Genomic DNA, 23,328 nt, shown 5'->3' on the forward strand with positions numbered 1-23,328 from the left:
TCACACCCGCTACGTGTTATCCCTCATATGGGAGAGTTATCACAGCCAGTGATTTGCGGGTTTCCACAATGGTGATAACTCTCCGGTTGGGACATCATGGACTCCTCAAACGAAACGCGAGGAGACCCCGTGAAAAAGCCATTCTATAAAGTTCTATATGTCCAGGTGCTGTTCGCCATCGCCTGCGGCATCCTGCTCGGCATCTTCCTGCCTGCCGACGCGGTCGCCATGAAACCCCTGGGCGACGGCTTCATCAAGCTGATCAAGATGATCATCGCCCCGGTGATCTTCTGCACGGTGGTCTCCGGTATTGCCGGCATGCAAGACGTCAAGAAAATCGGCCGCGTCGGCGGCAAAGCGCTGATCTATTTCGAAGTGGTCTCCACCTTCGCCCTGGCCATCGGCCTGGTCGTGGCCAACGTGCTCAAACCGGGCGCCGGCTTCAACGCCGATCCGGCCCACCTGGACGCCAAGTCGATCGCGCAATACACGCACGCCGAAGGCTTGACCACCACCGACTTCCTGATGAACATCATCCCGAAGACCTTCGTGGACGCGTTCGCCAAGGGCGACATCCTGCAAGTGCTGCTGATCGCGATCCTGTTCGGCTTCTCGCTGTCGCTGCTCGGTGAGCGCGGCCGTCCGATCACCAAGCTGATCGACGAGCTCTCGCACGCCATCTTCGGCGTCGTCAACATCATCATGAAGGTCGCCCCGATCGGCGCGTTCGGCGCCATGGCCTTCACCATCGGCAAATACGGCCTGGCCTCGCTGATTCCGCTGGCAAAACTGATGGGTTCGTTCTACCTGACCTGCGGCCTGTTCGTGTTCGTCGTGCTGGGCCTGATCGCCCGCTACACCGGCTTCTCGATCTTCAAGTTCATCAAGTACATCAAGGAAGAACTGCTGATCGTGCTGGGCACCAGCTCGTCGGAAAGCGCGCTGCCTTCGCTGATGACCAAGCTGGAGCGCCTCGGCTGCGCCAAACCGGTGGTCGGCCTGGTGGTTCCGACCGGCTACTCGTTCAACCTGGACGGCACCAACATCTACATGACGATGGCCGCGCTGTTCGTTGCCCAGGCAACCAACACCGAGCTGACCCTGATGCAAGAGCTGACCATCCTGGGCGTGGCGATGCTGACCTCCAAGGGCGCCTCCGGCATCACCGGCGCCGGCTTCATCACCTTGGCCGCGACCTTGGCCGTGGTGCCGACGATTCCGGTGGCCGGCATGGCGCTGATCCTGGGCATCGACCGCTTCATGAGCGAATGCCGCGCGCTGACCAACTTCGTCGGCAACGGCGTGGCGACGGTGGTGGTGTCGAAATGGGAAAACGAACTCGATGTCGCCAAGATGAACGCGGAACTGAACAATCCCGGTTCGACCGTGGTTGCCGCCGACACCGAAGTGAAACCGGCGATCATCGTGCCAGCGCACTAAGCCGTCATCCGGTCGCAACCAAGCCCCGCGCAGCGATGCCCGGGGCTTTTTTTTCGACGGCGCTTTCCGCTTTTCTTGGGGTGGATTACGCGCGGCGGTCATCCGCCGTGATGCCGTCAAAAAAATAGCACGCCGAGGCGTGCCATTTGTCATACGGCCCTGGAAAACATCAAAGCGCCGACATGTCCAACTCGACGCCGGTCGCGGCCTGGATCTGTTCCCGGCTCACGCCGGGCGCCAGCTCGGTGACCTTCAAGCCGGTCTCGGTCACTTCCATGACGCCCAGATCGGTGACGACCAAGTCGACCACGCCCACGCCGGTCAGCGGCAGGTCGCATTTTTTCAGCAGCTTGTGCGACGTCGTGCCGTCCTTGGCGGTGGCGACGTGCTCCATCAGCACCACCACCCGCTTGACGCCGGCCACCAGGTCCATCGCGCCGCCCATGCCCTTGACCATTTTGCCGGGAATCATCCAGTTGGCCAGGTCGCCCTGCTCCGACACCTGCATCGCACCCAGGATCGCCAGGTTGATCTTGCCGCCCCGGATCATGCCGAACGAATCGGCCGAGCTGAAGTAGGCGGCGCCCGGCAGCGCCGTCACGGTCTGCTTGCCGGCGTTGATCAGGTCCGCGTCGATCTCATCCTCGGTCGGGAACGGGCCGATGCCCAGCAGGCCGTTTTCCGACTGCAAATACACCTCGATACCGGGCGGCACATAGTTCGCCACCAGGGTCGGCAAGCCGATGCCCAGGTTGACGTAAAAACCGTCCTGCAATTCCTTCGCCGCGCGCGCGGCCATTTCGTCTCGTGTCCATGCCATGATAGTGTCTCCGATGTTCTTAGTTGGCGCGCACGGTGCGCTGCTCGATGCGTTTTTCCGGCGTCGCGTTGACGACGATGCGGTGCACGAAAATGCTCGGCAGGTGCACCGCGTCCGGATCGATCTCGCCGATCTCGACCAGGTGCTCGACTTCGACGATGGTGACCTTGCCGGCCATCGCCGCGTTCGGATTGAAGTTGCGCGCCGTCTTGCGGAACACCAGGTTGCCGGCCTTGTCGGCCTTCCAGGCCTTGACCAGCGCCACGTCGGCCACCAGGCTGCGCTCCATCACATATTGTTCGCCGTCGAATTCGCGGATTTCCTTGCCGTCGGCGACGATGGTGCCGACGCCGGTCTTGGTGAAGAAGGCGGGAATGCCGGCGCCGCCGGCGCGCAGTTTCTCGGCCAACGTGCCCTGCGGGGTGAATTCCAGTTCCAACTCGCCGGCCAGGTACTGGCGCGCGAATTCCTTGTTTTCGCCGACGTAGGATGCGATCATCTTCTTGATCTGGCGCGTCTCAAGCAGCTGGCCCAGGCCGAAGCCGTCGACGCCGGCGTTGTTGGAGATGGCGGTCAAGCCGGTCACGCCGGAATCGCGCAACGCGCCGATCAGCGCTTCGGGTATGCCGCACAGACCGAAGCCGCCCACGGCGATCGTCTGACCGTTTTGAACGACGCCCGCCAACGCTGCGGCGGCATCCGGATAGATTTTGTTCATGTTGTCCCTTAACTCTTGTATTTAAGTGGTGCTGGTCTTATTTGTCGAAGTCGATTGTTCGTGCTTTGTTGCTAAATCAGTTGATAACGTTGTTAACTGCGCTACTCGCGCGGCGTCTCAGCATAGAATACGCTCTCTAAAAGCACAATACCGTAGAACTACCTGCCACTTTCACAATGAACGCCGCCCCTGTCATCGACTACGAATCCATTTTCCTGCACGCGCCGGTCGGCATGTGCATCTCGGAAAGTCGCGTCATCCAGCGCTGCAACGACGCGCTGGCGTCGATGTTCGGCTACACCCGCGCCCAGCTCGAAGGCCTGTCCTTCCTCGCGCTGTATCCGACGATGGACGAGTTCCTGCGCACCGGCGACCGCATCATTCCGATCATGAACGCCAAGGGCCGCTACTCTGACGAGCGCATCATGCGCCGCGCCAGTGGCGAACTGTTCTGGTGCCACGTCACCGGCCATTCGATGAAGGCCCAGGAGCCGCTCGGGCCCGGCATCTGGACGTTCGAGGACGTCAGCGAAAAGCGCCCCGTCACCGCCGAGCTGACCCCGCGCGAGCGCGAGATCGCCGCGCTGCTGGTCGAAGGCAAGACCAGCAAAAGCATCGCCCGCCAGATCGACCTCAGCCCGCGCACGGTGGAAATGCACCGCGCCAAACTGATGCGCAAATTCTCGGCCTCGACGTCCTCCGAGTTGGTGCACAAGCTGGTGGGCATACAGCTTTAGCGGATACGCGCATTTTTACATCGCCGTCATGCCATCGTCGGCCGAGATGATCGCGCCGTTGATGAAGTTCGAATCCTCGCCCGCCAGCAGCAACAGCAAGCCATCCAAATCCTCCGGCGTGCCGGGACGCTTGCGCGGCAGCATGTTGATCAGCTTTTGCCCCTGCTCGCTGGCGAAGTAGTCCTCGTTGATCTCGGTCGAGATGTAGCCCGGGCAAATGGCGTTGGTGTTGATGCCGTACTTGCCCCACTCCACCGCCATCGCCTTGGTCATCTGCACCACGCCGGCCTTGCTCATGCAATAGACGCCGATCTGCGGCAGCACGCGCAGGCCGGCCACCGAGGCGATGTTGATGATGCGGTGCTTCTTGCTCGGGTCGCCCTTGGCGCGCGCGATCATGCGCTTGGCGGTCTGCTGCGCGACAAAAAAGGCGCCGCGCAAATTCGTGTCCATGACGAAGGCGTAGTCCTCGGGCGTGACGTCGACCAGCCGCTGCGTGGTCGACACGCCGGAATTGTTGACCAGGATATCGATCGGACCGGCCTCCGTCTCGGCGTGGGCGATGGCCGACTTGATGCTGGCGAAATCGGTCACATCCAGGCTGACCACGTGCGCGGCGCCGCCGTCGGCCTCGATCTCGGCGCGCAGCTCCTTGAGCCGCTCGGTGCGGCGCGAGGCCAGCACCACCTGGGCGCCGGCCTGGGCCAGCACTTTGGCGAAGCGGGCGCCCAGGCCGCTGGAGGCGCCGGTGATCAGCGCGATTTTTCCCTCAAAGTTGACTTCTATGCCCACGAGCTACTCCTAGATTTATTGGTGACGAATTCCTGACGGCCGGGTCCAACCCCAGGTGTACGCCCCGGCTGTCGAAACGTAATCATTACACAAATCGCCAGTATTAGATTGCGGTGTCTAATAATGTCCCTCAAAATGGCGCCAAAGTTGCATTCGGACGGAAAAAGAAGCACACTCGTGCTAAAATTTTCCCATCACGTAGCCGTCCCTCTTTTAAATACATCATAACCACTATAAAAAGACCATGACACAGCCTCAAAATCTCGTAGAACAGTACGGCCCGCGCGACGCGATGGAGTACGACGTCGTCATCGTCGGCGGCGGCCCCGCCGGCTTGTCGGCGGCGATCCGCATCAAGCAGCTGGCGGCCGACAAGGGCCAGGAAGTCTCGGTCGTCGTGCTGGAAAAAGGCGGCGAACTGGGCGCGCACATCCTATCGGGCGCCGTCATGGACCCGAAGGCGCTCACCGAACTGATCCCGGACTGGAAGGAAAAAGGCGCGCCGCTCAACACCGCCGTCACCGAAGACCGCGTGCTGTTCCTGACCGAAACGAAGTCCTTCAAGACCCCGGCCTTCGCGCTGCCGGCCTGCTTTGAAAACCACGGCAACTACGTCATCTCGCTGGGCAATGTGGTGCGCTGGCTGGGCCAGCAGGCCGAGGCGCTGGGCGTCGAGATCTTCCCCGGCTTCCCCGCCGCCGAAATTCTTTACGGCGAAGACGGCCATGTCAAAGGCGTCGCCACCGGCAACATGGGCGTCAAGCGCGACGGCGAGGCCGGCTCGGACTTCCAGCTGGGCATGGAGCTGCACGGCAAATACACGCTGTTCGCCGAAGGCTCGCGCGGCCATCTGGGCAAGCAGCTGATGGCCAAGTACGACCTGAACAAGGGCAAGGACCCGCAATCGTACGGCATCGGCATCAAGGAACTGTGGGAGATCGACCCGGCCAAGCACCAGCCCGGCCTGGTGGTCCACACCACCGGCTGGCCGCTGGACACCAAGACCTACGGCGGCTCGTTCCTGTACCACATGGAGAACAACCAGGTCGTGGTCGGCTATGTGGTCGGCCTGAACTACGAGAACCCCTACCTGTCGCCGTACGAGGAATTCCAGCGTTACAAGACCCATCCGGCCATCAAGCCGTTCTTCGAGGGCGCCAAGCGCATCTCCTACGGCGCCCGCGCGATCACCGCGGGGGGCTTGCAATCGTTGCCGAAACTGGTGTTCCCGGGCGGCGCGCTGATCGGTTGCGACGCCGGCTTCCTCAATATGAGCCGCATCAAGGGCAGCCACGCGGCCATCAAGACCGGCATGCTGGCGGCCGAGGCCGCGTTCGAGGCGCTGGGCGCCGGCCGCCAGCACGACGAGCTGGCCGCCTTCCCGGCCGCGTTCGAGAAATCGTGGCTGCACGAGGAGCTGCACGTGGCGCGCAACGTCAAGCCATGGCTTAACAAGGGCCTCGTGCTGGGCTCGCTGATGACGGGCATCGACCAGATCGTCTTCCGTGGCAAGGCGCCGTGGACCTTGCACCATACGCACGCCGACCACGAGTGCCTGAAGCCGGCCTCGCAGTTCCAGCCGATCGTCTACCCCAAGCCGGACGGCAAGCTGACCTTCGACCGCCTGTCGTCGGTGTTCATCTCCAACACCAACCACGCCGAAGACCAGCCGATCCACCTGACCTTGAAGAATCCGAGCGTGCCGGTCGACGTCAACCTGGCCCAGTACGCCGGGCCGGAGGCGCGCTACTGTCCGGCCGGTGTGTACGAGTTCGTCAAGACCGACGCCGGCGCCGACCGCCTGCAGATCAATGCGCAGAACTGCGTCCACTGTAAAACCTGCGATATCAAGGACCCGACCCAGAACATCGTCTGGGTGACGCCGGAGGGCGGCGGCGGGCCGAACTATCCGAATATGTAAACACCAACAATAGCGACACAGCACGGTCTTTTGACCGTGCTGTTTTTTTATGCGCGCCGCGCTTTGCCAGGTCCGCCGGCGGCAAACGGCGGATAATTAACCAGTGAAAAATCGCGCAAAGCGGCCTGGCGCCCTGGACACGGCCACTGTTACATATTTTTTTTAAGAAATTTCCACAAAGCATTTAATGTCCTTCAGGGTACGGTCGTCTTGTACTTGGGAGAGCGCAAAATACCGACGCTCCGAACTGAATCCACCTACCAGGAGTATTTCCATGCTGAGCCTTCACACCAACGCCGCTGCCCTGTCGGCACAAAACTCGATCTCCCGTACCCAGTCGTCGCTGTCGACTTCGCAGACCAATCTGAGCACCGGTTTCCGTGTCAACTCGGCAATGGACGACGCTGCCGGCCTGCAAATCGCAACCCGTCTGAAATACCAGACCAGCGGCATGGCCGTGGCGATGCGTAACACCCAGAACTCGATCTCGATGATGCAAACCGCGGAAGGCGCGCTCGACGAGACCACCAACATCCTGGTGCGTATGAAGGATCTGGCCACCCAGGCAGCCGACGGTTCGTCGACCACCGCCGACCGTACCGCGATGCAGTCGGAATACGATGCACTGGGCAAAGAACTGACCAACATCATCGGCAACACCGGTTTCGGCGGCAATTCGCTGATCGGCACCAAGGCCGACTCCAAGTTCAACGCCGCGATCTCGTTCCAGATCGGCACCTCGACCGCCGAGAAAATGGACGTCGATATCAGCGTTGACCTGCAAGCCATGCACACCGCCGTCGGCGCTTCGACCGCCCTGTTCGCCGCCACCGGCACCGCCCCTGCCGGTCCTGGCACCGAGTTCGGCACCGCCGCATCGGCCAACACCATCATCGACACGCTGGCCACCGCCATCGACTCCGTCTCGACCGTCCGTTCGTCGCTGGGTGCCGTTTCGAACCGTCTGGAACACGTCAATAACAATCTGGCCAACGTTTCCACTAACACCAAAGCCGCAACTGGCCGTATCATGGACACCGACTTCGCGACCGAATCGTCGAACATGACTTCCAGCCAGATGCTGCTGCAAGCCGGTACCGCGATGCTGAAGCAGTCGAACAGCACGTCGTCCCTGGTTATGTCCTTGCTGCAATAATCGTAGCCTCTCCGTTCCGCTCGCGGGACGGAAGACAAGGAGCCAACCGGAGTTTTCGGTTGGCTTTTTTTTCATCGTATCGAACCCGAACATTAAAGAGCGAGCCTGATGGCCGTAGACCGCGTCGGCGCCACTCCGCGCCCCTTGAGCATCCCAGACCGGCAGTCCGGACAGCCGGGGCCGTCCGTGCGCGGGCCGATCGACGCGCGCGACAGCAACGCCCCCTATCCGGTCACGCCGCTGGCGCCGGCCGCGCCGGGCGGCGTCGGCATGCCGTTCGACGGTCCCGACGCCCAGCCGCTGCCGCAGTCCGGGCTCGAGGCGCTGGCCGCCGCGCTGGCCGACCTGCCCAACGCGGCCGAGCCGTCGGCGATGCGGCCCAACCAGGTCTTCATGTCGCGCCAACTGGTGTGGCAGCCGCCCGACACGGCCATGATGGCCGGCTCGTGGCAAACCATGGTGCGCGCGTACGGCGAGCAGCGCGCCGCCTGGCTGGAACAGGCCGCCGGCCATCACGTCCCGTCGAGCCTGTTCATGGCCGACCACACCCCGTCGGCGCTGCGCGAGGGCCGTCCCGGCCTGCCGCTGGTGACCGAAATGGAGCCGTGGCGTTTCGCCGTGTTCGCCTGGGGGGCGGAACGGCTGGTGCTGCGCGTGGTCGTCAACGACGACGACGAGCCCTTGCCCCAGCGCCGCAAGCGCGCGCGCGTGGCGCTGCGGCTCGAACTGATGCTGCCCGGCCTGGGCCGCGTGGTCATCCAGATGGAACCGGCGGGCGGCAACGGCGTGTTCATGGAAGTGGGCGCGGCCCACACCTCGGCCATGCAGCACATGCGCGAAATCCTGCCCAAGCTGGCGGCGATGGTCGGGCGCTGCGGCCTGACGATCCTGCGCTGCCGCCTCCGGCGCGAACTGCCGCCGACCAGCACCGACCACCCCTACCCCACCCGGGCGCACACGGCGGCGCTGACGGCGGCCGTGTTCAAGGCCATGGCCGAGATGGCGGTCATGCTGTCGCAACCGCTGCCGCCGGACGACGTTCTCGCGGAAACCGCGTAATGGCAGCGTGATAAACTGGCGCGCATGAGCGCAACAGACATGGCCCACCACCCCGCCCGGGCGGCGCCGGAAGCGGTCGGCTTCGGCGCCGCTTTTTTGTATTGGCTCAAGCTCGGCTTCATCAGCTTCGGCGGACCGGCCGGCCAGATCGCCATCATGCACCAGGAGCTGGTCGAGCGGCGCCGCTGGATCTCGGAGCGGCGCTTCCTGCACGCGCTCAACTATTGCATGGTGCTGCCGGGTCCCGAGGCGCAGCAGCTGGCGATCTACATCGGCTGGCTGATGCACCGCACCCGCGGCGGCATCGCCGCCGGCGTGCTGTTCGTGCTGCCGTCGCTGCTCATCCTGATCGGGCTGTCGTGGATGGCGATGGCGTACGGCCACACGCCGGCGGTGTCCGGACTGCTCTACGGCATCAAGCCGGCGGTCACCGCGCTGGTGCTGCACGCGGCCTGGCGGGTCGGTTCGCGCACCCTGAAAAACGGCTGGCTGTGGGCGATCGCCGCGGCCGCCTTCCTGGCCATCTTCGTGCTGGCGGTCCCGTTCCCGCTGATCGTGCTGGCCGCCGGCCTGGCCGGCTACCTGGGCGGACGCTACGCCCCGCAACGCTTCCGCGGCGCGGGCGGCCACGGCACGGCCGCCGCGCCGGCAGGCCCGGCGCTGATCGACGACCACACGCCGACTCCGGCCCACGCGCAATTCAGCTGGCGGCGCTTCCGCACCGTGCTGCTGGCGCACCTGGGCCTGTGGCTGGCCGGCATGGGGGCGCTGCTGGCGCTGTTCGGCGCCGACGGCGTGCTCACCCGCATGGCCTGGTTCTTCACCAAGGCCGCGCTGCTGACCTTTGGCGGCGCCTACGCGGTGCTGCCCTACGTGTTCCAGGGCGCGGTCGAGCACTATCAATGGCTCGGCGCGGCGCAGATGATCGACGGCCTGGCGCTGGGCGAGACCACGCCGGGACCGTTGATCATGGTGGTGTCGTATGTGGGTTTCGCCGGCGGCTGGAACAGCGCCATCTTCGGCGGCGACGCGCTGTTGCTGTCGGGCGCGGTGGCGGCGGCGGTGGTCACCTGGTTCACCTTCCTGCCGTCGTTCCTGTTCATCCTGCTGGGCGGGCCGTTCATCGAATCGACGCACGGCAACCTGAAGTTCACCGCGCCGCTGACCGGCATCACCGCCGCCGTGGTCGGCGTCATCCTCAACCTGGCGCTGTTCTTCGCCTGGCACACCTTGTGGCCGCGTGGGTGGAGCGGCGCCTTCGAGTGGCCGTCCGCGCTGATCGGGCTGGCCGCCGGCGTGGCGCTGTTCCGTTACAAACGCGGCGTGATCCAGGTCGTGGTAGCCTGCGGACTGGCCGGCTTGGCCTGGACGCTTTTCGTCAAATGAGGAATATGAGAGCTTACTTATACCCCGCTTACATCTATCCCGCGTTGCTGCTGGCCGCGCTGGGCGGCTGCGCCCTGCGAACACCGGCGCCCAAGCCGGTGCAGGTCTGGGAGAGCCCGGCCGCCGACTATCCGGCGATTTGCATGGTGATGCAGTCGGACGGCACGCTCGCCTTCAAGGGCGGCTTCCAGTTCTACCAGCCGGGCAAATGGCGGCACGATGGCGCCACCGGGATGCTGACGGTGACCTTGGGCGGCAACGCCGACTTCCCGTCCGACATCGCCAAGGTGCAGCTGCGCAGCAAGATCGGCGCGCTGGCGGCGTACAACGAACAGCGCCGCGAACTGACCTACAAGGTCGGCGCGGCGACGCCGTTCATCGCGCTGGGCAATTTCTATTTTTACCGCAAGGACGCGTGCGGCGCCACCTGAGCCGCGCCGCGCATTCCCGGATCAACCGACGGTGCCGATGATGCTCACTTCGCGGTTCTCGGGAATCTCGTTGTACGACAGCACGTGCAGGCCGGGCGCGAACAGGCGCGCGTAACGCGCCAGCAACGGGCGGATCTGCGGCAACACCAGCAACAGCGGCGGCGTCGCCTGCTGCTTCATCTGCTCGCGCGCCACCGGCATGTTCACCTGCAGCTGCGCCAGCAGGTGCGGGTCGATCGGGTAGTTGTCCAGCACCACCTTGCCGCTCTGGCGCGCTTGGTTCAACGAACCGAGCAACATGTTCTCGAGGTCGCCGCCGAGGTTGAAGGCCAGCATCTCGGTCTTTTGCCCGAACAGCCCGGTGACGATCTGGCGCCGCAGCGCGCAGCGCACCTCGGCCGCCAGCAGGATCGGGTCCTTGGTGGTCTCCGAGCTGTCGACCAGCGTGGTGGCGATCGGCACGATATCCTTCAGCGAGACGTTCTCGGCCAGCAGCACGCGGAACACCCGCAGCATCTGCGTGTGCGTCAGCGCCTTGTCGAGCGAGGCGGCCAGCTTGGGCGACAGCGCCGTCAGCCGGTCCATCAGCGCCGGCACGTCCTCGTGGCGGAACAGCTCGGGCAGGTATTCGCGGATCAGCTTGGACAAATGGGTGGCGATCGCGCTCGGCGCCTCGACCACCTGGTAACCGAGCCCCAGCGCGTTGGCCTTCTCGCTCGTTTCGATCCACGTCACCGGCATGCCGTAGGCCGGCTCGATGCCGGGAATGCCGTCGATCTGGCCGTAGATGTTGGGCGACGGGATCGCCATCAGGCGGTCGGCGAACACCTCGGCCTGGGCCACCACGCTGCCCGAGAGCATCACCGTGTACTGCGACGGTTTGAGGCCGAGGTCGTCGCGCACGACGATCGGCGGCAACAGCAGGCCCATCGATTCGGACAGGCTCTGGCGCACGCCGCGCACCCGCTTGGTCAGCGGCTCGCCGTGGGTCTTGTCGATCAGGCCGACCAGTTTATAGCCCAGCGCCAGCTGCAACTGCTGCACCGCCGGCAGGCTGTGCCAGTCGAGCTCGGGCGCGCGGTCGTCGCGCAGCGCCGCCTCGATGGCGTCGATGCCGGAGGTGTCGGGCGCCTTGACCACCTGCCCCAGCTTCCAGCCGACATAGGCCAGCACGATGGCGAACGGGGTGAACATCTGCCATGGCATGCCCGGCACCACGGCCAGGATCAGCATCATGCCGGCGGCGCTGAACATCACCTGCGGCGACGTCAGCACCTGGTCGCCGACCTGCTTCTCGAAGTCGCCCGAGTCCGAGATGCGGGTCACCAGGATGGCCGAGGCGGCCGACAGCAGCAGCGCCGGGATCTGCGCCACCAAGCCGTCACCGATGGTCAGCAGCGCGTACTGCTTGAAGGCGTCGCCGAACGACATGTCCTGCATGATCGAGCCGATCGCCACGCCGCCGACCATGTTGATGATCAGAATCAGGATACTGGCGACGGCGTCGCCGCGCACGAACTTGGAGGCGCCGTCCATGGCGCCGTAGAAGTCGGCCTCGGCGGCGACGTCCTTGCGCCGCGCCTGCGCCTTCTCCTGGTTGATCAGGCCGGCGTTAAGGTCGGCGTCGATCGCCATCTGCTTGCCCGGCAAGGCGTCCAGCGTGAACCGCGCCGACACTTCCGAAATGCGCTCGGCGCCCTTGGTCACGACCATGAAGTTGATGATCATCAAAATGACGAAGACGACGATACCGACCACGTAGTTGCCGCCGATGACGACCTCGCCGAAGGCTTCGATCACCTCGCCGGCGGCGGCCGTGCCCTGGTGGCCGTGCAGCAGCACCACCCGGGTCGAGGCCACGTTCAACGTCAGCCTGAGCATGGTGGTGGCCAGGATCACCGTCGGGAACACCGAGAAGTCCAGCGGCCGCTTGGCCGAGACGGCCACCATGATGACGATCAGCGCCAGCACGATGTTGAACGTGAACATCACGTCCAGCAGGATAGGCGGCAACGGCAGGATGATCATCGCCAGGATCACCAACAGGAATATCGGTGTGGCGAACTTGTGGCGACGCGCTTCGGCGATCAACCGCTGGAATAAATTCATGACTGCTTAACCTCGCTCATGGATGTGGGGACGACGACTTCGTTTGGATACGCCGGCTCGGCGGCGCGCCGTCCGGTACGGAATGCTTTCAGCTGCAGCACGTAGTTCAGCACCTGCGAGACCGCCTGGTACAGCTGCACCGGGATCTGCTGGTTGACCTGGCTGGTGTTGTAGATGGCGCGCGCCAGCGGCGCCAGCTCCATCACCTCGATCTTGTGTTCGCTGGCGATCTGGCGGATGTAGAGCGCCATCTCGTCGACGCCCTTGGCCACCACGTACGGCGCCTCGGCGCGGTCGTGGTCGTACTTGAGGGCGACCGCGTAGTGCTCCGGGTTGACGATGACGACGTCGGCGCTGGGCACGGTCTTGCGGGCGCTGTTGCGCGCCAGCGCGCGCTGCAGCTGGCGGATCCGCCCTTTGACCTCGGGCCGGCCCTCGGTCGACTTGTGCTCCTCCTTCATGTCCTGCTTGCTCATGCGCTGCTGTTTGGCGAAGAAGAAGGCCTGCGCCGGCACGTCGATCAGCGCGAAGATGACGAACACGGCGATCAGCGCCATCAGGCCGTCGAGCATCAGGTTCGAGCCGTTCATCATCGCCTGCCCCATCGGCATGTGCTGCAGCTGCGTGTAATCCTTCACCGTCGAGCGCGCCACGTGGATCAGCACCGAGATCAGCACGCCGGCCTTGGCGATCGACACCAGCAGCTCGAAGCCGTGCTTGGCGCCGAACAGCCGGCCCAGGTTGGCGGCCGGGCTCATGCGGCTGAGCTTGGGCGCCCAGTGCTTGGTGGTCATCACCCAGCCGCCCGGCACCATCGCCCCCAGCACGATGAACAGCGGCACCACGAACAGCGGCAGCACCATCTTGATGAACAGCAGCATGGCGCTGCCGAACACGGTCGACATGGCGTTGTCGATCGAGCCGACGCTGTCGAACGGCGCGAAGCTCTGGTGGAAGATCTCGTGGAAGTCGGCCATGTAGTTGGGCAGCAGGTAGACAAACAGCTTCAGGCTCACCAGGATGCCGATCGCCGTCGACAGGTCGCGCGAGCGCACCACCTGGCCTTCGTCGCGCGACTTCTTGAGCTTCTGTTGTGAAGCCTTTTCTGTCTTGTCGCCGGTGCTGCCCTCAGCCATTGGCGGCCACCTGCATCTGCTGGCGGATCAGCTCCAGCACCTGGTTGGTCATGCGCACGTAGTGGTCGGGGATGAAGCGCACCACCTCGGCCAGCATCACCAGGCCGAAGATGGTGATCACCGAAAAGCCCAGCGCGAACAGATTCAGGCTGGGCGCGACCCGGTTCAGGAAGCCGAAGCCGAGCTGCACCACGAGGGTCGAGAACACGATCGGGATCGCCAGCAGCATCGCCGCCGAGAAGATCCAGGCGACGTTGTAGGCCACCGCGTTGAGCAGTATCGGCGCATAGCCGTGCCCGAGCGGCCAGGCGCGGAAGCTCTGGCCGATGATGTTGGCGATCACCAGGTGGCCGTCGATGGCGAAGAACACGATGATCGACAGCACCGACAGCAAGGCCGAGACCACGTCCGACGACTGGCCGTTCATCGGGTCGTTCATCACCGCCATCGAAAAGCCCATCTGCGACGACACCATGAAGCCGAGCACGCCGACGACCGACATGGCGAAGTGGAACGCCAGCCCCAGCACGAAGCCGATCAGCGCCTGCTCGATGGTGGCGACCACGCCGTGCATCGAGAACGGATCGATGCCGTAGTTGCCCACGCCGCCGACCGCACCGGTGGCCGGCAGCATCAGCACCGCCAGCACCAGCGCGATCAGGATGCGCACCGTCACCGGCGTGACGGCCTCGCCCAGCACCGGGGCGCCGATGAACATCGCCAGGATGCGGCAGAACGGCCACCAGATGGCGGTGAGCATCGGCAGCAGCTGGGCCAGGACCGGTTCCATGTGGGGGTTCGGGGGCGCCGCTAGCCGACCAGGGTGGCGGCGCGGGTGAAAATGGAGACGCAAAAGTCCATCAGGTAGCCGGCCATCCAGCGGCCCATCAAAATGATGGCCAGCAGGGTGACCAGCAACCTGGGCAGGAAACTGAGCGTCTGTTCGTTGATCTGCGTGGCCGCCTGCACCAGCGCCACCAGCAGGCCCATGATCAGGCCGGGCACCACCAGCAGGATCACCAGCAGCATGACGATGTGCAGCGATTCGACCACCAGGTCGACGGCAACTTCGGGAGTGAGCATGGCTAGCCTATCTCAATCTACTATCTAATACGCCTGCACGCTGGTGACGAGCGTGTTGACGGTCAGGGTCCAGCCGTCGACCAGCACGAACAGCAGCAGCTTGAACGGCAGCGAGATCACCAGCGGCGACAGCATCATCATGCCCATCGCCATCAGCACCGACGACACCACCAGGTCGATCACCAGGAACGGGATGAACAGCATGCAGCCGATCTGGAACGCGGTCTTCAGCTCCGACAGCACGAACGCGGCCAGCTTGACGGTGAACGCGTGCTCGGCCGGCACGGTGATTTTATCCTCGCCGGCCAGGTGGGCGATCTGCTGCAGCGCGGCCTTGCTGGTTTGCGCCAGCATGAAGCGGGAAACGGGTTTTTCGGCGATCTGCAGCGCCGTCTCCAGGCTGATCTTGTCCTGGTCGTACGGCACGAAGGCGTCGGTCCAGATCTGGTCGCCGATCGGGCGCATCACCAGCAGCGTCAGGATCAGCGCGACGCCGGTGATCACCCTGTTGGGCAGGCCCTGCTGCAGGCCCAGCGCCTGGCGCAGCAACGACAGCACGATGACGAAACGGGTAAAGCTGGTCATCATCATGACCATCACCGGGAGCAAGCCCAGCAAGGTCATGATGATCAGGATTTGCATCTTGACCGTCAGCTCGGTCTTGGCGCCCGGCACCACGTTGGCCAGCAGGTCGACCGCCTGGGCCGCGCCCGGCGCCAGCGCCAGGCCGGCCGCGAACGCCGCCACGCCGGCGGCGGCCAGGCCGGGCCGGCGCCACCGCGTCGTCACACTCCGGGTCATGAAGTCATCATGTCGAGATTGAGGCCGTCCAGGTCGATGACTTTGAGGCCGTAGTTTTCGCCGGCCACCACCACCTCGGCGCGGCCGATGGCCGTGCCGTTGACCTTGATGACCAGCGGCTCGCCGGCCAGCACGTCGAGCTCGACGACGCTATCGGGGCCGATCGCCATCAACTCCTGCAGCGAGATGCGCGCCGAGCCGACCTCCAGGGTCAACGTCACCGGGATCTTGCGCATCATCGCCGGCAGGTCGCGGCGCGGCGCGACGGCCGGCACGTCGGCCAGTTCGGTGCCGACCTGGTCGATGATCATTTCCTCGGACAGGTCTTCCAGCAGGGCGTCGGTGGGATTGGCTACGTTCATGTTCATCATGTTTATTCAACATCTTCAAAGGAGGTTAGACAGAGTTTGCCCTTGTGCTCGGTCACGGCCGCGGTGAACAGCCGGGAATCCTCGAGCAGGACGTCGGCTCTGCTCAGGCTGATGGGGATGACATCGCCCACCTGCAAATCGTACAAGGCTCCCAGCATCACTTCCTTGCTCGCCAGGCGGCCCGTCAGGCCCACCTGCAGGCGCTGCGCCAGCGGACTGGCGGCCTGCGGTTTCTTGGCGCCGTCGCGGTCGCGCAACAGGCCGCGCAGCACGCTGGCCATCAGCGCCTTGTCCAGCGCGAACCAGAACTGGCCGGTGGCGCCGCTGGCGTTGTCGGCCAGGGTCACGGTGATGGTCCAGTTGCCCTTGGGCGGCGGCGCGCCGGGCGCCGGCTTGAATTCGGTGTCGACGCCCTCCTCGGCGCCTTCGGCGGACGGCGCCTTGTCGATCACCGGCAAGTTGAGCTCGATGCGGCCGGCCAGCGTGCCGGCCAGCTGTTGCCCCAAAACCACAGCGAGCCGCTCCTCGGTGGCGGTCACGCGCACCGTGTTTTCGTCGACCGTGGCGGCGCTATTGTCGGACTTGCCACTGCTGCCGTAACGGAAGTTGAGCACGCTGAGCAACACCTTGCGCTCGAGCGAAAAGGCGATATGGCCGGCCGGCGCGGCAAAACTCAACCAGCGCCCGCGCTGTTCGCCGTCGAACCGCGTGAACTGCACGTCGTCTACCCGGAACGCGCCCCAGTAGCGGCGGTTCATGTTCAAACGCATGGCCTGCGTCAGGTCGTCGCGCAACTGGGCCGCAAAGATATGCAGCAGGTGCACCGGACGCCCCAGCAAGCAAGGGTCCAGAACCTGATGGGGCGCGGTCGGTTTTGTGGTTGTCATGTTATGGCCAGGTCGGATAATTCTTCATACTCCTCCATCATCGCACTATCCAGCTAAAAACTGGTTACTTCCAGCGCAAAATTTGGCTCCGTGCAACAGCATAAGGCAAGTAGGTCGGGATCGCTAGGAACAGTCTACAGGAAAATTCACATTATTGCTATGGAACAAGTTTTGTCGCAGGATGTTTACGTAGGGCAAATAAACCTTTACAAGAATATTGCTAGCCGGTAAGCTAAACGCAGCCTCATAGAGGAATCGCTGCAACGCAACAAACATTAATAAACGACCCTTAGTGAATGATTTATAACGGTATTTACTCCAGGAAAACACTTTCCAAGAGCGCCGGAATTGGCATCGAAAACATTTAATCAGGGTACGCTCAAAACGTGACATTTTCCCGCCGCACAATACCGCCCGACACAATTGCAAAAATGCAATGCACCAGGGTTAGTCCGACAGCGCCGCCACGATCTTTCCTACAAGACTGTGACATGCAAGATGGATGTGTAGCACGAATGAGATAGACATAGTGCGGTTCAGCCCGGCATTGGACGCGGACGCGACGCCGGGCTTGCCGCTCACCGGCAATCTGGATATGGTAGACACGTGGGACGACGCGGCGCGCAAGCGGCGCGCGTTGCACGCAACAGGAGGTAACAAGCATGAGTAACGGATTCTCCAGCCTGATTCAGGCCGACCTGGCGTCATTGACCAACGCCGCGCAAACGCTGGGCAACAGCGCCATCGCGCCGGCCGCCCAGTTCGGCGGCCAGGCCGGCCAGTTCGGCGCCGCCGACGCCAACGCCGGCTTTTCGTTCGCCCAGTCGATGAAGGACGCGATCGGCAAGGTCAACGACGGCGACGCCGCCGCCGGCCAGAAGATGGCCGACGTCGACGCCGGCAAGAGCGACGACCTGGTCGGCGCCATGCTGGCCAGCCAGGAGGCCAGCCTGTCGTTCTCGATGCTGATGCAGGTGCGCAACAAAGTGATGGGCGCCGTCGACGAGCTCATCAAGTTGCCGCTGTAAGCGCGCGCCCCAGCCACCTACCTGCCGACACCACCGCGCACCCACAACGCGAAAGCAATCAACGTGATCAACACCATCAAGACCGCCTTCGGTCGCTGGCGCACCAGCCCGGCCGCCATGTCGCTGCCCCCCAACCTGCTCAAGAACCTGTATCCGCTGCTGCTGCTGGCGATCGGCGTGACGGCGCTGGTGCTGATGTACCTCTGGAACGACCAGTCCGGCTACAAGCCGGTGTTCGGCGCGCGCGAGAAAGTCTCGGCGTCCGACATGATGACCGTGCTCGACACCGACCACATCCCCTACCGCCTGCATCCGGAGAGCGGCCAGGTGCTGGTGCCGGCGTCGATGCTGGGCAAGGTGCGCATGCTGCTGGCGGCCAAGGGCGTCACCGCCCAGCTGCCGGCCGGCCTCGAATTGATGGACAAGAACGACCCGCTGGGCGTGTCGCAGTTCGTCCAGGACGTGCGCTTCCGCCGCGGCCTCGAAGGCGAGCTGGCGCAGTCGATCATGACCATGGACGCCATCGCGCACGCCCGCGTGCACCTGTCGATCGCCAAGTCGACCTCGTTCGTGTCGTCCGACGGCGACAAGTCGTCGGCCTCGGTGGTGGTGGCGCTCAAGCCGGGCCGCACCCTGCAGCCGGAGGCCATCGCCGCCGTCGTCAACATGGTGGCCGGCAGCGTCGCCAGCCTCAGCCCGCAGCGGGTCAGCCTGGTCGACCAGACCGGCAACCTGCTGTCGTCGCACATCGACCTGACCGAGGGCTTCGACGCCGGCAGCGCCGGCAACGAAAACGGCAAGCGCATCCAGGACGAGGTCAAGGCCAACGTCAAGAACCTGCTCGGTCCGGTGATCGGCGACGACAATTTCCGCCTGAGCGTGATGGCCGCCGTCGACAACGACAAGATCGAGGAGACGGTGGAGAAATTCGGCGCCGACCCGAAAGTGACGAGCGAGGCGATGCGCGAGGAGCAGGACCGCAACCGCATGGCCATGGGCGTGCCGGGCACGCTGTCGAACCGGCCGCCGCCGGCCAACCCGAATCCGGCCGACGCCGCCAAGCCGGCCACCGACCCGGCCAGCGCCGGCGACGGCACCGCGCGCAAGAACGCCACCACCCGCCAGTACGCCTACGACCGCAGCATCACCCAGACCAAGCGCAGCCGGGGCCGCCTGCAAAAACTCAGCGTGGCCGTGGTGCTGGCGCAGGCCGCCGCGCCGACGCCGAAGACCGGCTGGAGCGCCGCCGAGATCGCCAACATCGACAAAATCCTGCGCAACGGCCTGGGCATCAACGCCGAGCGCGGCGACCAGCTGGTGGTGTCGGCCATGAACTTCCCGCCGAAGGCGGCCGTGACGCCATGGTGGGAAGAGCGCGACAACATCGTCGACATCAGCTCCTACGTGATCTACGGCGTCGGCCTGCTGCTGGGCTACCTGTTGATCCTGCGTCCGCTGCTGCGCCTGGTGACGGTGCGCTTCACGCCCGATCCGAAGGAATTGCAGCGCGTGGCCGCCGAACGCCGCGCCGCCGAGGCCGCCGCCGTGGCGGCCGCCAAGGAAGCCAAGGACGCCAAGGACGGCGTGCTGCCGGCGCTGCCGGGCGCGGCCGGCGCGGCCGGCGCTCCCGCCCTGCCGGGAACGGAACAAGCCGGCATGCCGGTGGTGCCGCTGCTGGAGAACTACGATCTGCCGCCACCGGGCTCGGCGGTCGACGTCATGGTCGACCACCTCAAGGTGCTGGCCGCCAAGGAACCGGAACGCGTAGCCGAAGTCGTTAAACAATGGATGCAGAAAAATGGCCGAACTCAATAAACCGCAGGACCCGGACGATTCCGACTACGCGCACGCCGCGCCCAAGCTGTCGCCGGTCGAGCAGGCCGCGATCGTCTTGCTGAGCATCGGCGAGGAGCCGGCCGCCGCCGTGCTGCGCTGCCTGAGCCGCGAGGAATTGCTGGAGGTGACGCAGGTGATGTCGCGCATGAGCGGCATCAAGGTCGAATCCGTCAAGGCGGCGATGCAAACCTTCTTCGACGACTACCGCGAGCAGTCCGGCGTGCACGGCGCCTCGCGCAGCTACCTGAAGCGCTCGCTGGACCTGGCGCTCGGCGGCGACCTCGCCAACACGGTGCTCAACAACATCTACGGCGACGAGCTGCGCCCGAAAATGGCGCGCCTGCAGTGGGCCTCGCCGAAGTGGCTGGCCGAATACATCTCCAACGAACACGTGCAGATGCAGTCGGTGTTCCTGGCCTTCCTGCCGCCGGCCCTGGCCGGCCAGATCATCGACGCGCTGCCGCAGGAGGGCCGCGACCTGGTGCTGCTGAACCTGGCGCGCCTCGACGAGATCGACCGCGACCTGCTGCAGGAGCTCGACGACCTGGTGGTGCGCTGCCTGAGCTCGTTCGACTCGCAAAGCACCAGCGTCGAGGGCATCCGCCAGGCCGCCGAGATCCTCAACCGCCTGCCGGGCAACCGCGCGCAGATGGTCGAGTTGCTGCGCGCCCACGATCCCGAGGTCGTGGCCCAGATCGAGCTGTCGATGTACGACTTCTTCATCCTCGGCAACCAGTCCGAGGTGGCCATCACCCGCATCATCGAGGAAGTGCCGCTGGAACAATGGGCGATCGCGCTCAAGGGCGCCGAAGTGTCGATCCGCGACGCCGTGCTCAAGACCATGCCGAAGCGCCAGGCCCAGGCGTTCGAGGACATGATGCGCCGCGCCGGCCCGATGCCGATGTCGCGCATCGAACAAACCCGCCAGGAAATCATGGCCACCGTCAAGGCCTTGGCCGACGGCGGCGAGATCGAAATCCAATTGTTCGCCGAACAGGTGGTCGAATGAAGCAATTCCGCGCCTACCGCTTTCCGCCGCTGGCCCAGTTCACCAACCTCGCGCACCAGCGCGCGGTGGCGCAGAGCCACGGCCAGGGCGGCGACGGCGGCGCCCAGTGGGCGGCGTCGGTCAGCGAGGGCTTCGAACAGGGCCAGCGCGACGGTTACGAGATCGGCCTGGCGCGCGGCCAGGAGGACGGCTTCGAGGCCGGCCGCGCCGCCGGCCAGGAACAGGGCCGCGAGGAAGGCCGCCACGAAACCTTGGTCGCCTACGACCAGATGGCGCGCCCGGTCGACGCCATGCTCAAGAGCCTGAAAAAACTGCGCTCGGACTACCGCGCCGCCCAGCGCAAGGAAGTGGTCGACCTGGTGGCCAAGGTGGCGCGCCAGGTGATCCGCGCCGAGCTGGCGTTGCAACCGGTGCAGCTGATGGCGCTGGTCGAGGAAACGTTGGCATCGATGCCACCGACGCGCGAGGAGATCGACGTCTTCCTCAACCCGGAGGAATTGAAGCGCATCGCCGAGCTCGATCCAAAACGTTCCAAGCGCTGGAACCTGATTCCCGACGCCCGGCTGGAAGTGGGCGAATGCCGCATCAAGGCTGGCGACAATGAAGTCGATGCCGGATGTCATCAACGTCTTGCCGCTGTCATGGAACAGGTCGATAATCAATTGCAGGCGGCCGACGGCGGCGACGAAACGGAGACGGAAGAGTGATCGCTGACGCGTTACGCAACCTCGAGCTGGGCTCCGTGCCCATGGCGACCCCGACGGGCCGCCTGGTCGGCGCGTCCGGCTTGCTGCTCGAGGCCGTCGGTTGCCCGATGCACACCGGCCAGCGTTGCCAAATCGAGACAGTCGGCGGCGAATGGCTCGACGCGCAAGTGGTCGGCTTCCGCGACAAGCTATCGTTTTTGATGCCGTTCAAAAAAGCGGTCGGCCTGACCACCGGCGCGCGCGTGCTGCCCTCCCCCGAAAAAGTGAGCCTGCAGATCGGCTCGAGCTGGCTCGGGCGCATGGTCAACGGGCTGGGCGAACCGATCGACGGCCTGGGCAAGCTCAGCGGCGACTTTCCGCTCGAGTCGCAGCCGCCGCGGGTCCATCCGCTGAAGAAAAAGCCGGTCACCGAGCCGCTCGACGTCGGCGTGCGCGCCATCAATTCCATGCTCACCCTGGGCAAGGGCCAGCGGGTCGGCCTGATGGCCGGTTCCGGCGTCGGCAAGTCCGTGCTGCTGGGCCTGATGACGCGGCAGACCGTGGCCGACGTCGTCGTCGTCGGCCTGATCGGCGAGCGTTCGCGCGAGGTGCGCGAATTTGTCGACATGTCGCTCGGCAAGGACGGCCTGGCCAAGGCGGTGCTGGTGATCGCGCCGGCCGACGAGAGCCCGCTGATGCGCATCATGGCCACCGAATTGTGCCATTCGATCGCCGCCCACTACCGCGACCAGGGCAAGAACGTGCTGCTGCTGGTCGACTCGCTGACGCGCTACGCGATGGCGATGCGCGAGGTGGCGCTGGCGCTGGGCGAGCCGCCGGCCACCAAGGGCTATCCGCCGTCGGTGTTCTCGGCGCTGCCGCAGCTGGTCGAATCGGCCGGCAACGGCGAGAACCAGACCGGCTCGATGAGCGCGATCTACACCGTGCTGGCCGAGGGCGACGACCAGCAGGACCCGGTGGTCGACACCGCCCGCGCCGTGCTCGACGGCCACATCGTGCTGACCCGCGAACTGGCCGAGCGCGGCCACTATCCGGCGATCGACATCGGCGCCTCGATCAGCCGCTGCATGAGCCAGGTCATCACGCAGGAACACATGCTGGCCGCGCGCGCGCTCAAGTCGAGCATGGCCCGCCACAACCGCGTGCGCGACCTGATCCCGCTGGGCGCCTATGTGCCGGGCGCCGATCCGGTCACCGACAAGGCCGTCATGCTGCACCCGAAGGTCGAAGATTTTCTGTGCCAGGGCACCAAGGAAGAAGCGCCGTTCGCGCCGTGCGTAAGTGAACTTGAAAGGCTGATGACATGAGCCACCAGAATATCCGCAACCTGACCACCCTGGTCGCCCTGCGCAATACCGAGGTCGAGCGCCTGCAGACCGAGATGGCGGAAAAGCAAAACTTGCGCGAACGCTACCAGAAAAACCTCGACCGCCTTACCGGCCTGTACACCAACAGCGGCGCCAGCGGCAACCTGCACCCGGCGCTGGCCGGCAACTGCGGCAACTACAAGCAGGCCGTGATGCAGATGGCCGACAGCCACCGGCTCGACCTGCACATGCACGAGGCCGACATGGCGGTGTCGCAACAGGCGCTCAACGCCGCCTGGGCCAAGCGCGAGGTGCTGGGCAAGGTGCTGGTGACGCAGCAGAAGGTGGTGCTCAAGCAACAGGACGCCAAGGAGCGCAAGCAGCATGACGACCTGGCGACCCAGGCCTGGCTGCGCGGACAGAAATCGCCGGTGTAACGTTAGCGCCTTGCCAAATCTGTTGTCGCGGCGTCACTGATGCGGTAAACGACACAGTCCCGGCCCGGCGCGACACATTTGCAACACCCAAAAAAAAGTTAGAAATATTTTCATACGGAAACGATTAGGGTCGCCTTGTATCAAGGTACACTTCATT

Annotated in this window: 23 protein-coding genes; 13 read left to right on the forward strand and 10 right to left on the reverse strand. The window is 64.7% G+C overall.

Annotation, left to right across the window (positions count from 1 at the left end):
* The first annotated feature begins 96 nt into the window (after positions 1-96).
* Positions 97-1,440: a dicarboxylate/amino acid:cation symporter gene (locus BMX85_RS01695; RefSeq protein ID WP_229210238.1), complete on the forward strand. Its 1,344-nt coding sequence runs from the start codon at positions 97-99 to the stop codon at positions 1,438-1,440.
* A gap of 169 nt (positions 1,441-1,609) precedes the next feature.
* On the opposite strand, the gene BMX85_RS01700 is transcribed toward BMX85_RS01695, so the two are convergent.
* On the reverse strand, positions 1,610-2,260 hold the full coding sequence (locus BMX85_RS01700; protein WP_090313959.1) for a CoA transferase subunit B: 651 nt from the start codon (positions 2,258-2,260) through the stop codon (positions 1,610-1,612).
* A gap of 19 nt (positions 2,261-2,279) precedes the next feature.
* The gene (locus BMX85_RS01705) at positions 2,280-2,978 is read right to left on the reverse strand and encodes a CoA transferase subunit A (protein WP_090313960.1); all 699 of its coding nucleotides are present in this window, start codon (positions 2,976-2,978) and stop codon (positions 2,280-2,282) included.
* A 176-nt stretch (positions 2,979-3,154) separates the two neighbouring features.
* Between BMX85_RS01705 and BMX85_RS01710 the strand changes: the two genes are divergently transcribed.
* The gene (locus BMX85_RS01710; protein WP_090313961.1) at positions 3,155-3,715 is read left to right on the forward strand and encodes a PAS and helix-turn-helix domain-containing protein; all 561 of its coding nucleotides are present in this window, start codon (positions 3,155-3,157) and stop codon (positions 3,713-3,715) included.
* 15 nt (positions 3,716-3,730) lie between these two features.
* Here the strand turns inward: BMX85_RS01710 and BMX85_RS01715 are convergent, their stop codons facing one another.
* Positions 3,731-4,507 (reverse strand): SDR family oxidoreductase, encoded by a 777-nt coding sequence (locus tag BMX85_RS01715; RefSeq protein WP_090313962.1) that lies wholly within the window; start codon positions 4,505-4,507, stop codon positions 3,731-3,733.
* A gap of 292 nt (positions 4,508-4,799) precedes the next feature.
* On the opposite strand from BMX85_RS01715, the gene BMX85_RS01720 reads away from it, so the two are divergent.
* The 5 genes from BMX85_RS01720 to BMX85_RS01740 all read left to right on the forward strand — a co-directional run bounded on the left by BMX85_RS01720 (position 4,800) and on the right by BMX85_RS01740 (position 10,460).
* Positions 4,800-6,428 (forward strand): electron transfer flavoprotein-ubiquinone oxidoreductase, encoded by a 1,629-nt coding sequence (locus BMX85_RS01720; RefSeq protein WP_090313963.1) that lies wholly within the window; start codon positions 4,800-4,802, stop codon positions 6,426-6,428.
* A gap of 274 nt (positions 6,429-6,702) precedes the next feature.
* A complete protein-coding gene (locus tag BMX85_RS01725) occupies positions 6,703-7,584 on the forward strand; it encodes a flagellin N-terminal helical domain-containing protein (protein WP_090313964.1) in 882 nt (293 codons plus the stop codon).
* Positions 7,585-7,692: 108 nt separating this feature from the next.
* Complete coding sequence (locus tag BMX85_RS01730; RefSeq protein ID WP_090313965.1) at positions 7,693-8,643, forward strand: hypothetical protein; 951 nt, start codon at positions 7,693-7,695, stop codon at positions 8,641-8,643.
* Between the two features lie 24 nt (positions 8,644-8,667).
* A complete protein-coding gene (chrA, locus tag BMX85_RS01735) occupies positions 8,668-10,029 on the forward strand; it encodes a chromate efflux transporter (RefSeq protein ID WP_373923103.1) in 1,362 nt (453 codons plus the stop codon).
* 5 nt (positions 10,030-10,034) lie between these two features.
* A complete protein-coding gene (locus BMX85_RS01740; RefSeq protein WP_143067877.1) occupies positions 10,035-10,460 on the forward strand; it encodes a hypothetical protein in 426 nt (141 codons plus the stop codon).
* Between the two features lie 21 nt (positions 10,461-10,481).
* On the opposite strand, the gene BMX85_RS01745 is transcribed toward BMX85_RS01740, so the two are convergent.
* From BMX85_RS01745 to BMX85_RS01775, 7 genes are read right to left on the reverse strand one after another with little or no spacing between them, the layout of a single operon-like run.
* Positions 10,482-12,569: a flagellar biosynthesis protein FlhA gene (locus BMX85_RS01745; protein ID WP_090313968.1), complete on the reverse strand. Its 2,088-nt coding sequence runs from the start codon at positions 12,567-12,569 to the stop codon at positions 10,482-10,484.
* On the reverse strand, positions 12,566-13,705 hold the full coding sequence (locus BMX85_RS01750; RefSeq protein WP_090313969.1) for an EscU/YscU/HrcU family type III secretion system export apparatus switch protein: 1,140 nt from the start codon (positions 13,703-13,705) through the stop codon (positions 12,566-12,568). Before BMX85_RS01750 ends, BMX85_RS01745 begins: the two co-directional genes overlap by 4 nt.
* Complete coding sequence (locus BMX85_RS01755) at positions 13,698-14,495, reverse strand: flagellar biosynthetic protein FliR (protein ID WP_090313970.1); 798 nt, start codon at positions 14,493-14,495, stop codon at positions 13,698-13,700. The genes BMX85_RS01750 and BMX85_RS01755 overlap by 8 nt, the downstream gene beginning before the upstream one ends.
* 20 nt (positions 14,496-14,515) lie before the next feature.
* Positions 14,516-14,788: a flagellar biosynthetic protein FliQ gene (locus tag BMX85_RS01760; protein WP_090313971.1), complete on the reverse strand. Its 273-nt coding sequence runs from the start codon at positions 14,786-14,788 to the stop codon at positions 14,516-14,518.
* Positions 14,789-14,812: 24 nt separating this feature from the next.
* The gene (gene fliP / locus BMX85_RS01765; protein ID WP_090313972.1) at positions 14,813-15,589 is read right to left on the reverse strand and encodes a flagellar type III secretion system pore protein FliP; all 777 of its coding nucleotides are present in this window, start codon (positions 15,587-15,589) and stop codon (positions 14,813-14,815) included.
* A complete protein-coding gene (locus BMX85_RS01770; protein WP_177196625.1) occupies positions 15,586-15,957 on the reverse strand; it encodes a FliM/FliN family flagellar motor switch protein in 372 nt (123 codons plus the stop codon). Before BMX85_RS01770 ends, fliP begins: the two co-directional genes overlap by 4 nt.
* 5 nt (positions 15,958-15,962) lie before the next feature.
* Positions 15,963-16,847 (reverse strand): FliM/FliN family flagellar motor switch protein, encoded by an 885-nt coding sequence (locus tag BMX85_RS01775; RefSeq protein ID WP_090313974.1) that lies wholly within the window; start codon positions 16,845-16,847, stop codon positions 15,963-15,965.
* A 662-nt stretch (positions 16,848-17,509) separates the two neighbouring features.
* Between BMX85_RS01775 and BMX85_RS01780 the strand changes: the two genes are divergently transcribed.
* The 6 genes from BMX85_RS01780 to fliJ all read left to right on the forward strand — a co-directional run bounded on the left by BMX85_RS01780 (position 17,510) and on the right by fliJ (position 23,171).
* Positions 17,510-17,875 carry a flagellar hook-basal body complex protein FliE gene (locus BMX85_RS01780; protein ID WP_090313975.1) on the forward strand — a complete coding sequence of 122 codons (366 nt, stop codon included), beginning with the start codon at positions 17,510-17,512 and terminating at the stop codon, positions 17,873-17,875.
* Between the two features lie 63 nt (positions 17,876-17,938).
* The gene (fliF, locus tag BMX85_RS01785) at positions 17,939-19,690 is read left to right on the forward strand and encodes a flagellar basal-body MS-ring/collar protein FliF (RefSeq protein ID WP_177196626.1); all 1,752 of its coding nucleotides are present in this window, start codon (positions 17,939-17,941) and stop codon (positions 19,688-19,690) included.
* Complete coding sequence (locus BMX85_RS01790; protein ID WP_090313976.1) at positions 19,674-20,720, forward strand: flagellar motor switch protein FliG; 1,047 nt, start codon at positions 19,674-19,676, stop codon at positions 20,718-20,720. Before fliF ends, BMX85_RS01790 begins: the two co-directional genes overlap by 17 nt.
* Positions 20,717-21,427 (forward strand): flagellar assembly protein FliH, encoded by a 711-nt coding sequence (gene fliH / locus BMX85_RS01795; RefSeq protein WP_090313977.1) that lies wholly within the window; start codon positions 20,717-20,719, stop codon positions 21,425-21,427. The genes BMX85_RS01790 and fliH overlap by 4 nt, the downstream gene beginning before the upstream one ends.
* On the forward strand, positions 21,424-22,734 hold the full coding sequence (gene fliI / locus BMX85_RS01800; RefSeq protein WP_090313978.1) for a flagellar protein export ATPase FliI: 1,311 nt from the start codon (positions 21,424-21,426) through the stop codon (positions 22,732-22,734). Before fliH ends, fliI begins: the two co-directional genes overlap by 4 nt.
* Positions 22,731-23,171, forward strand: coding sequence for a flagellar export protein FliJ (fliJ, locus tag BMX85_RS01805; RefSeq protein WP_090313979.1), 441 nt, complete (start codon positions 22,731-22,733; stop codon positions 23,169-23,171). The genes fliI and fliJ overlap by 4 nt, the downstream gene beginning before the upstream one ends.
* Positions 23,172-23,328 lie beyond the last annotated feature (157 nt).

Origin of the sequence: Duganella sp. CF517 (assembly GCF_900110275.1) — a bacterium.
Taxonomy (GTDB): Bacteria; Pseudomonadota; Gammaproteobacteria; order Burkholderiales; family Burkholderiaceae_D; genus Rugamonas.

Bases quoted from the DNA above. Each gene is read 5' to 3' on its own strand.
- BMX85_RS01775 (WP_090313974.1), bottom strand. From the start codon at position 16,847: ATGACAACCACAAAACCGACCGCGCCCCATCAGGTTCTGGACCCTTGC.
- fliJ (WP_090313979.1), top strand. From the start codon at position 22,731: ATGAGCCACCAGAATATCCGCAACCTGACCACCCTGGTCGCCCTGCGC.
- BMX85_RS01740 (WP_143067877.1), top strand. From the start codon at position 10,035: ATGAGAGCTTACTTATACCCCGCTTACATCTATCCCGCGTTGCTGCTG.
- BMX85_RS01725 (WP_090313964.1), top strand. From the start codon at position 6,703: ATGCTGAGCCTTCACACCAACGCCGCTGCCCTGTCGGCACAAAACTCG.
- BMX85_RS01750 (WP_090313969.1), bottom strand. From the start codon at position 13,705: ATGGCTGAGGGCAGCACCGGCGACAAGACAGAAAAGGCTTCACAACAG.
- BMX85_RS01780 (WP_090313975.1), top strand. From the start codon at position 17,510: ATGAGTAACGGATTCTCCAGCCTGATTCAGGCCGACCTGGCGTCATTG.
- BMX85_RS01730 (WP_090313965.1), top strand. From the start codon at position 7,693: ATGGCCGTAGACCGCGTCGGCGCCACTCCGCGCCCCTTGAGCATCCCA.
- BMX85_RS01695 (WP_229210238.1), top strand. From the start codon at position 97: ATGGACTCCTCAAACGAAACGCGAGGAGACCCCGTGAAAAAGCCATTC.
- fliH (WP_090313977.1), top strand. From the start codon at position 20,717: ATGAAGCAATTCCGCGCCTACCGCTTTCCGCCGCTGGCCCAGTTCACC.
- BMX85_RS01710 (WP_090313961.1), top strand. From the start codon at position 3,155: ATGAACGCCGCCCCTGTCATCGACTACGAATCCATTTTCCTGCACGCG.
- BMX85_RS01745 (WP_090313968.1), bottom strand. From the start codon at position 12,569: ATGAATTTATTCCAGCGGTTGATCGCCGAAGCGCGTCGCCACAAGTTC.
- BMX85_RS01705 (WP_090313960.1), bottom strand. From the start codon at position 2,978: ATGAACAAAATCTATCCGGATGCCGCCGCAGCGTTGGCGGGCGTCGTT.
- chrA (WP_373923103.1), top strand. From the start codon at position 8,668: ATGAGCGCAACAGACATGGCCCACCACCCCGCCCGGGCGGCGCCGGAA.
- BMX85_RS01700 (WP_090313959.1), bottom strand. From the start codon at position 2,260: ATGGCATGGACACGAGACGAAATGGCCGCGCGCGCGGCGAAGGAATTG.
- BMX85_RS01770 (WP_177196625.1), bottom strand. From the start codon at position 15,957: ATGAACATGAACGTAGCCAATCCCACCGACGCCCTGCTGGAAGACCTG.
- BMX85_RS01790 (WP_090313976.1), top strand. From the start codon at position 19,674: ATGGCCGAACTCAATAAACCGCAGGACCCGGACGATTCCGACTACGCG.
- BMX85_RS01720 (WP_090313963.1), top strand. From the start codon at position 4,800: ATGGAGTACGACGTCGTCATCGTCGGCGGCGGCCCCGCCGGCTTGTCG.
- fliP (WP_090313972.1), bottom strand. From the start codon at position 15,589: ATGACCCGGAGTGTGACGACGCGGTGGCGCCGGCCCGGCCTGGCCGCC.
- BMX85_RS01755 (WP_090313970.1), bottom strand. From the start codon at position 14,495: ATGGAACCGGTCCTGGCCCAGCTGCTGCCGATGCTCACCGCCATCTGG.
- BMX85_RS01760 (WP_090313971.1), bottom strand. From the start codon at position 14,788: ATGCTCACTCCCGAAGTTGCCGTCGACCTGGTGGTCGAATCGCTGCAC.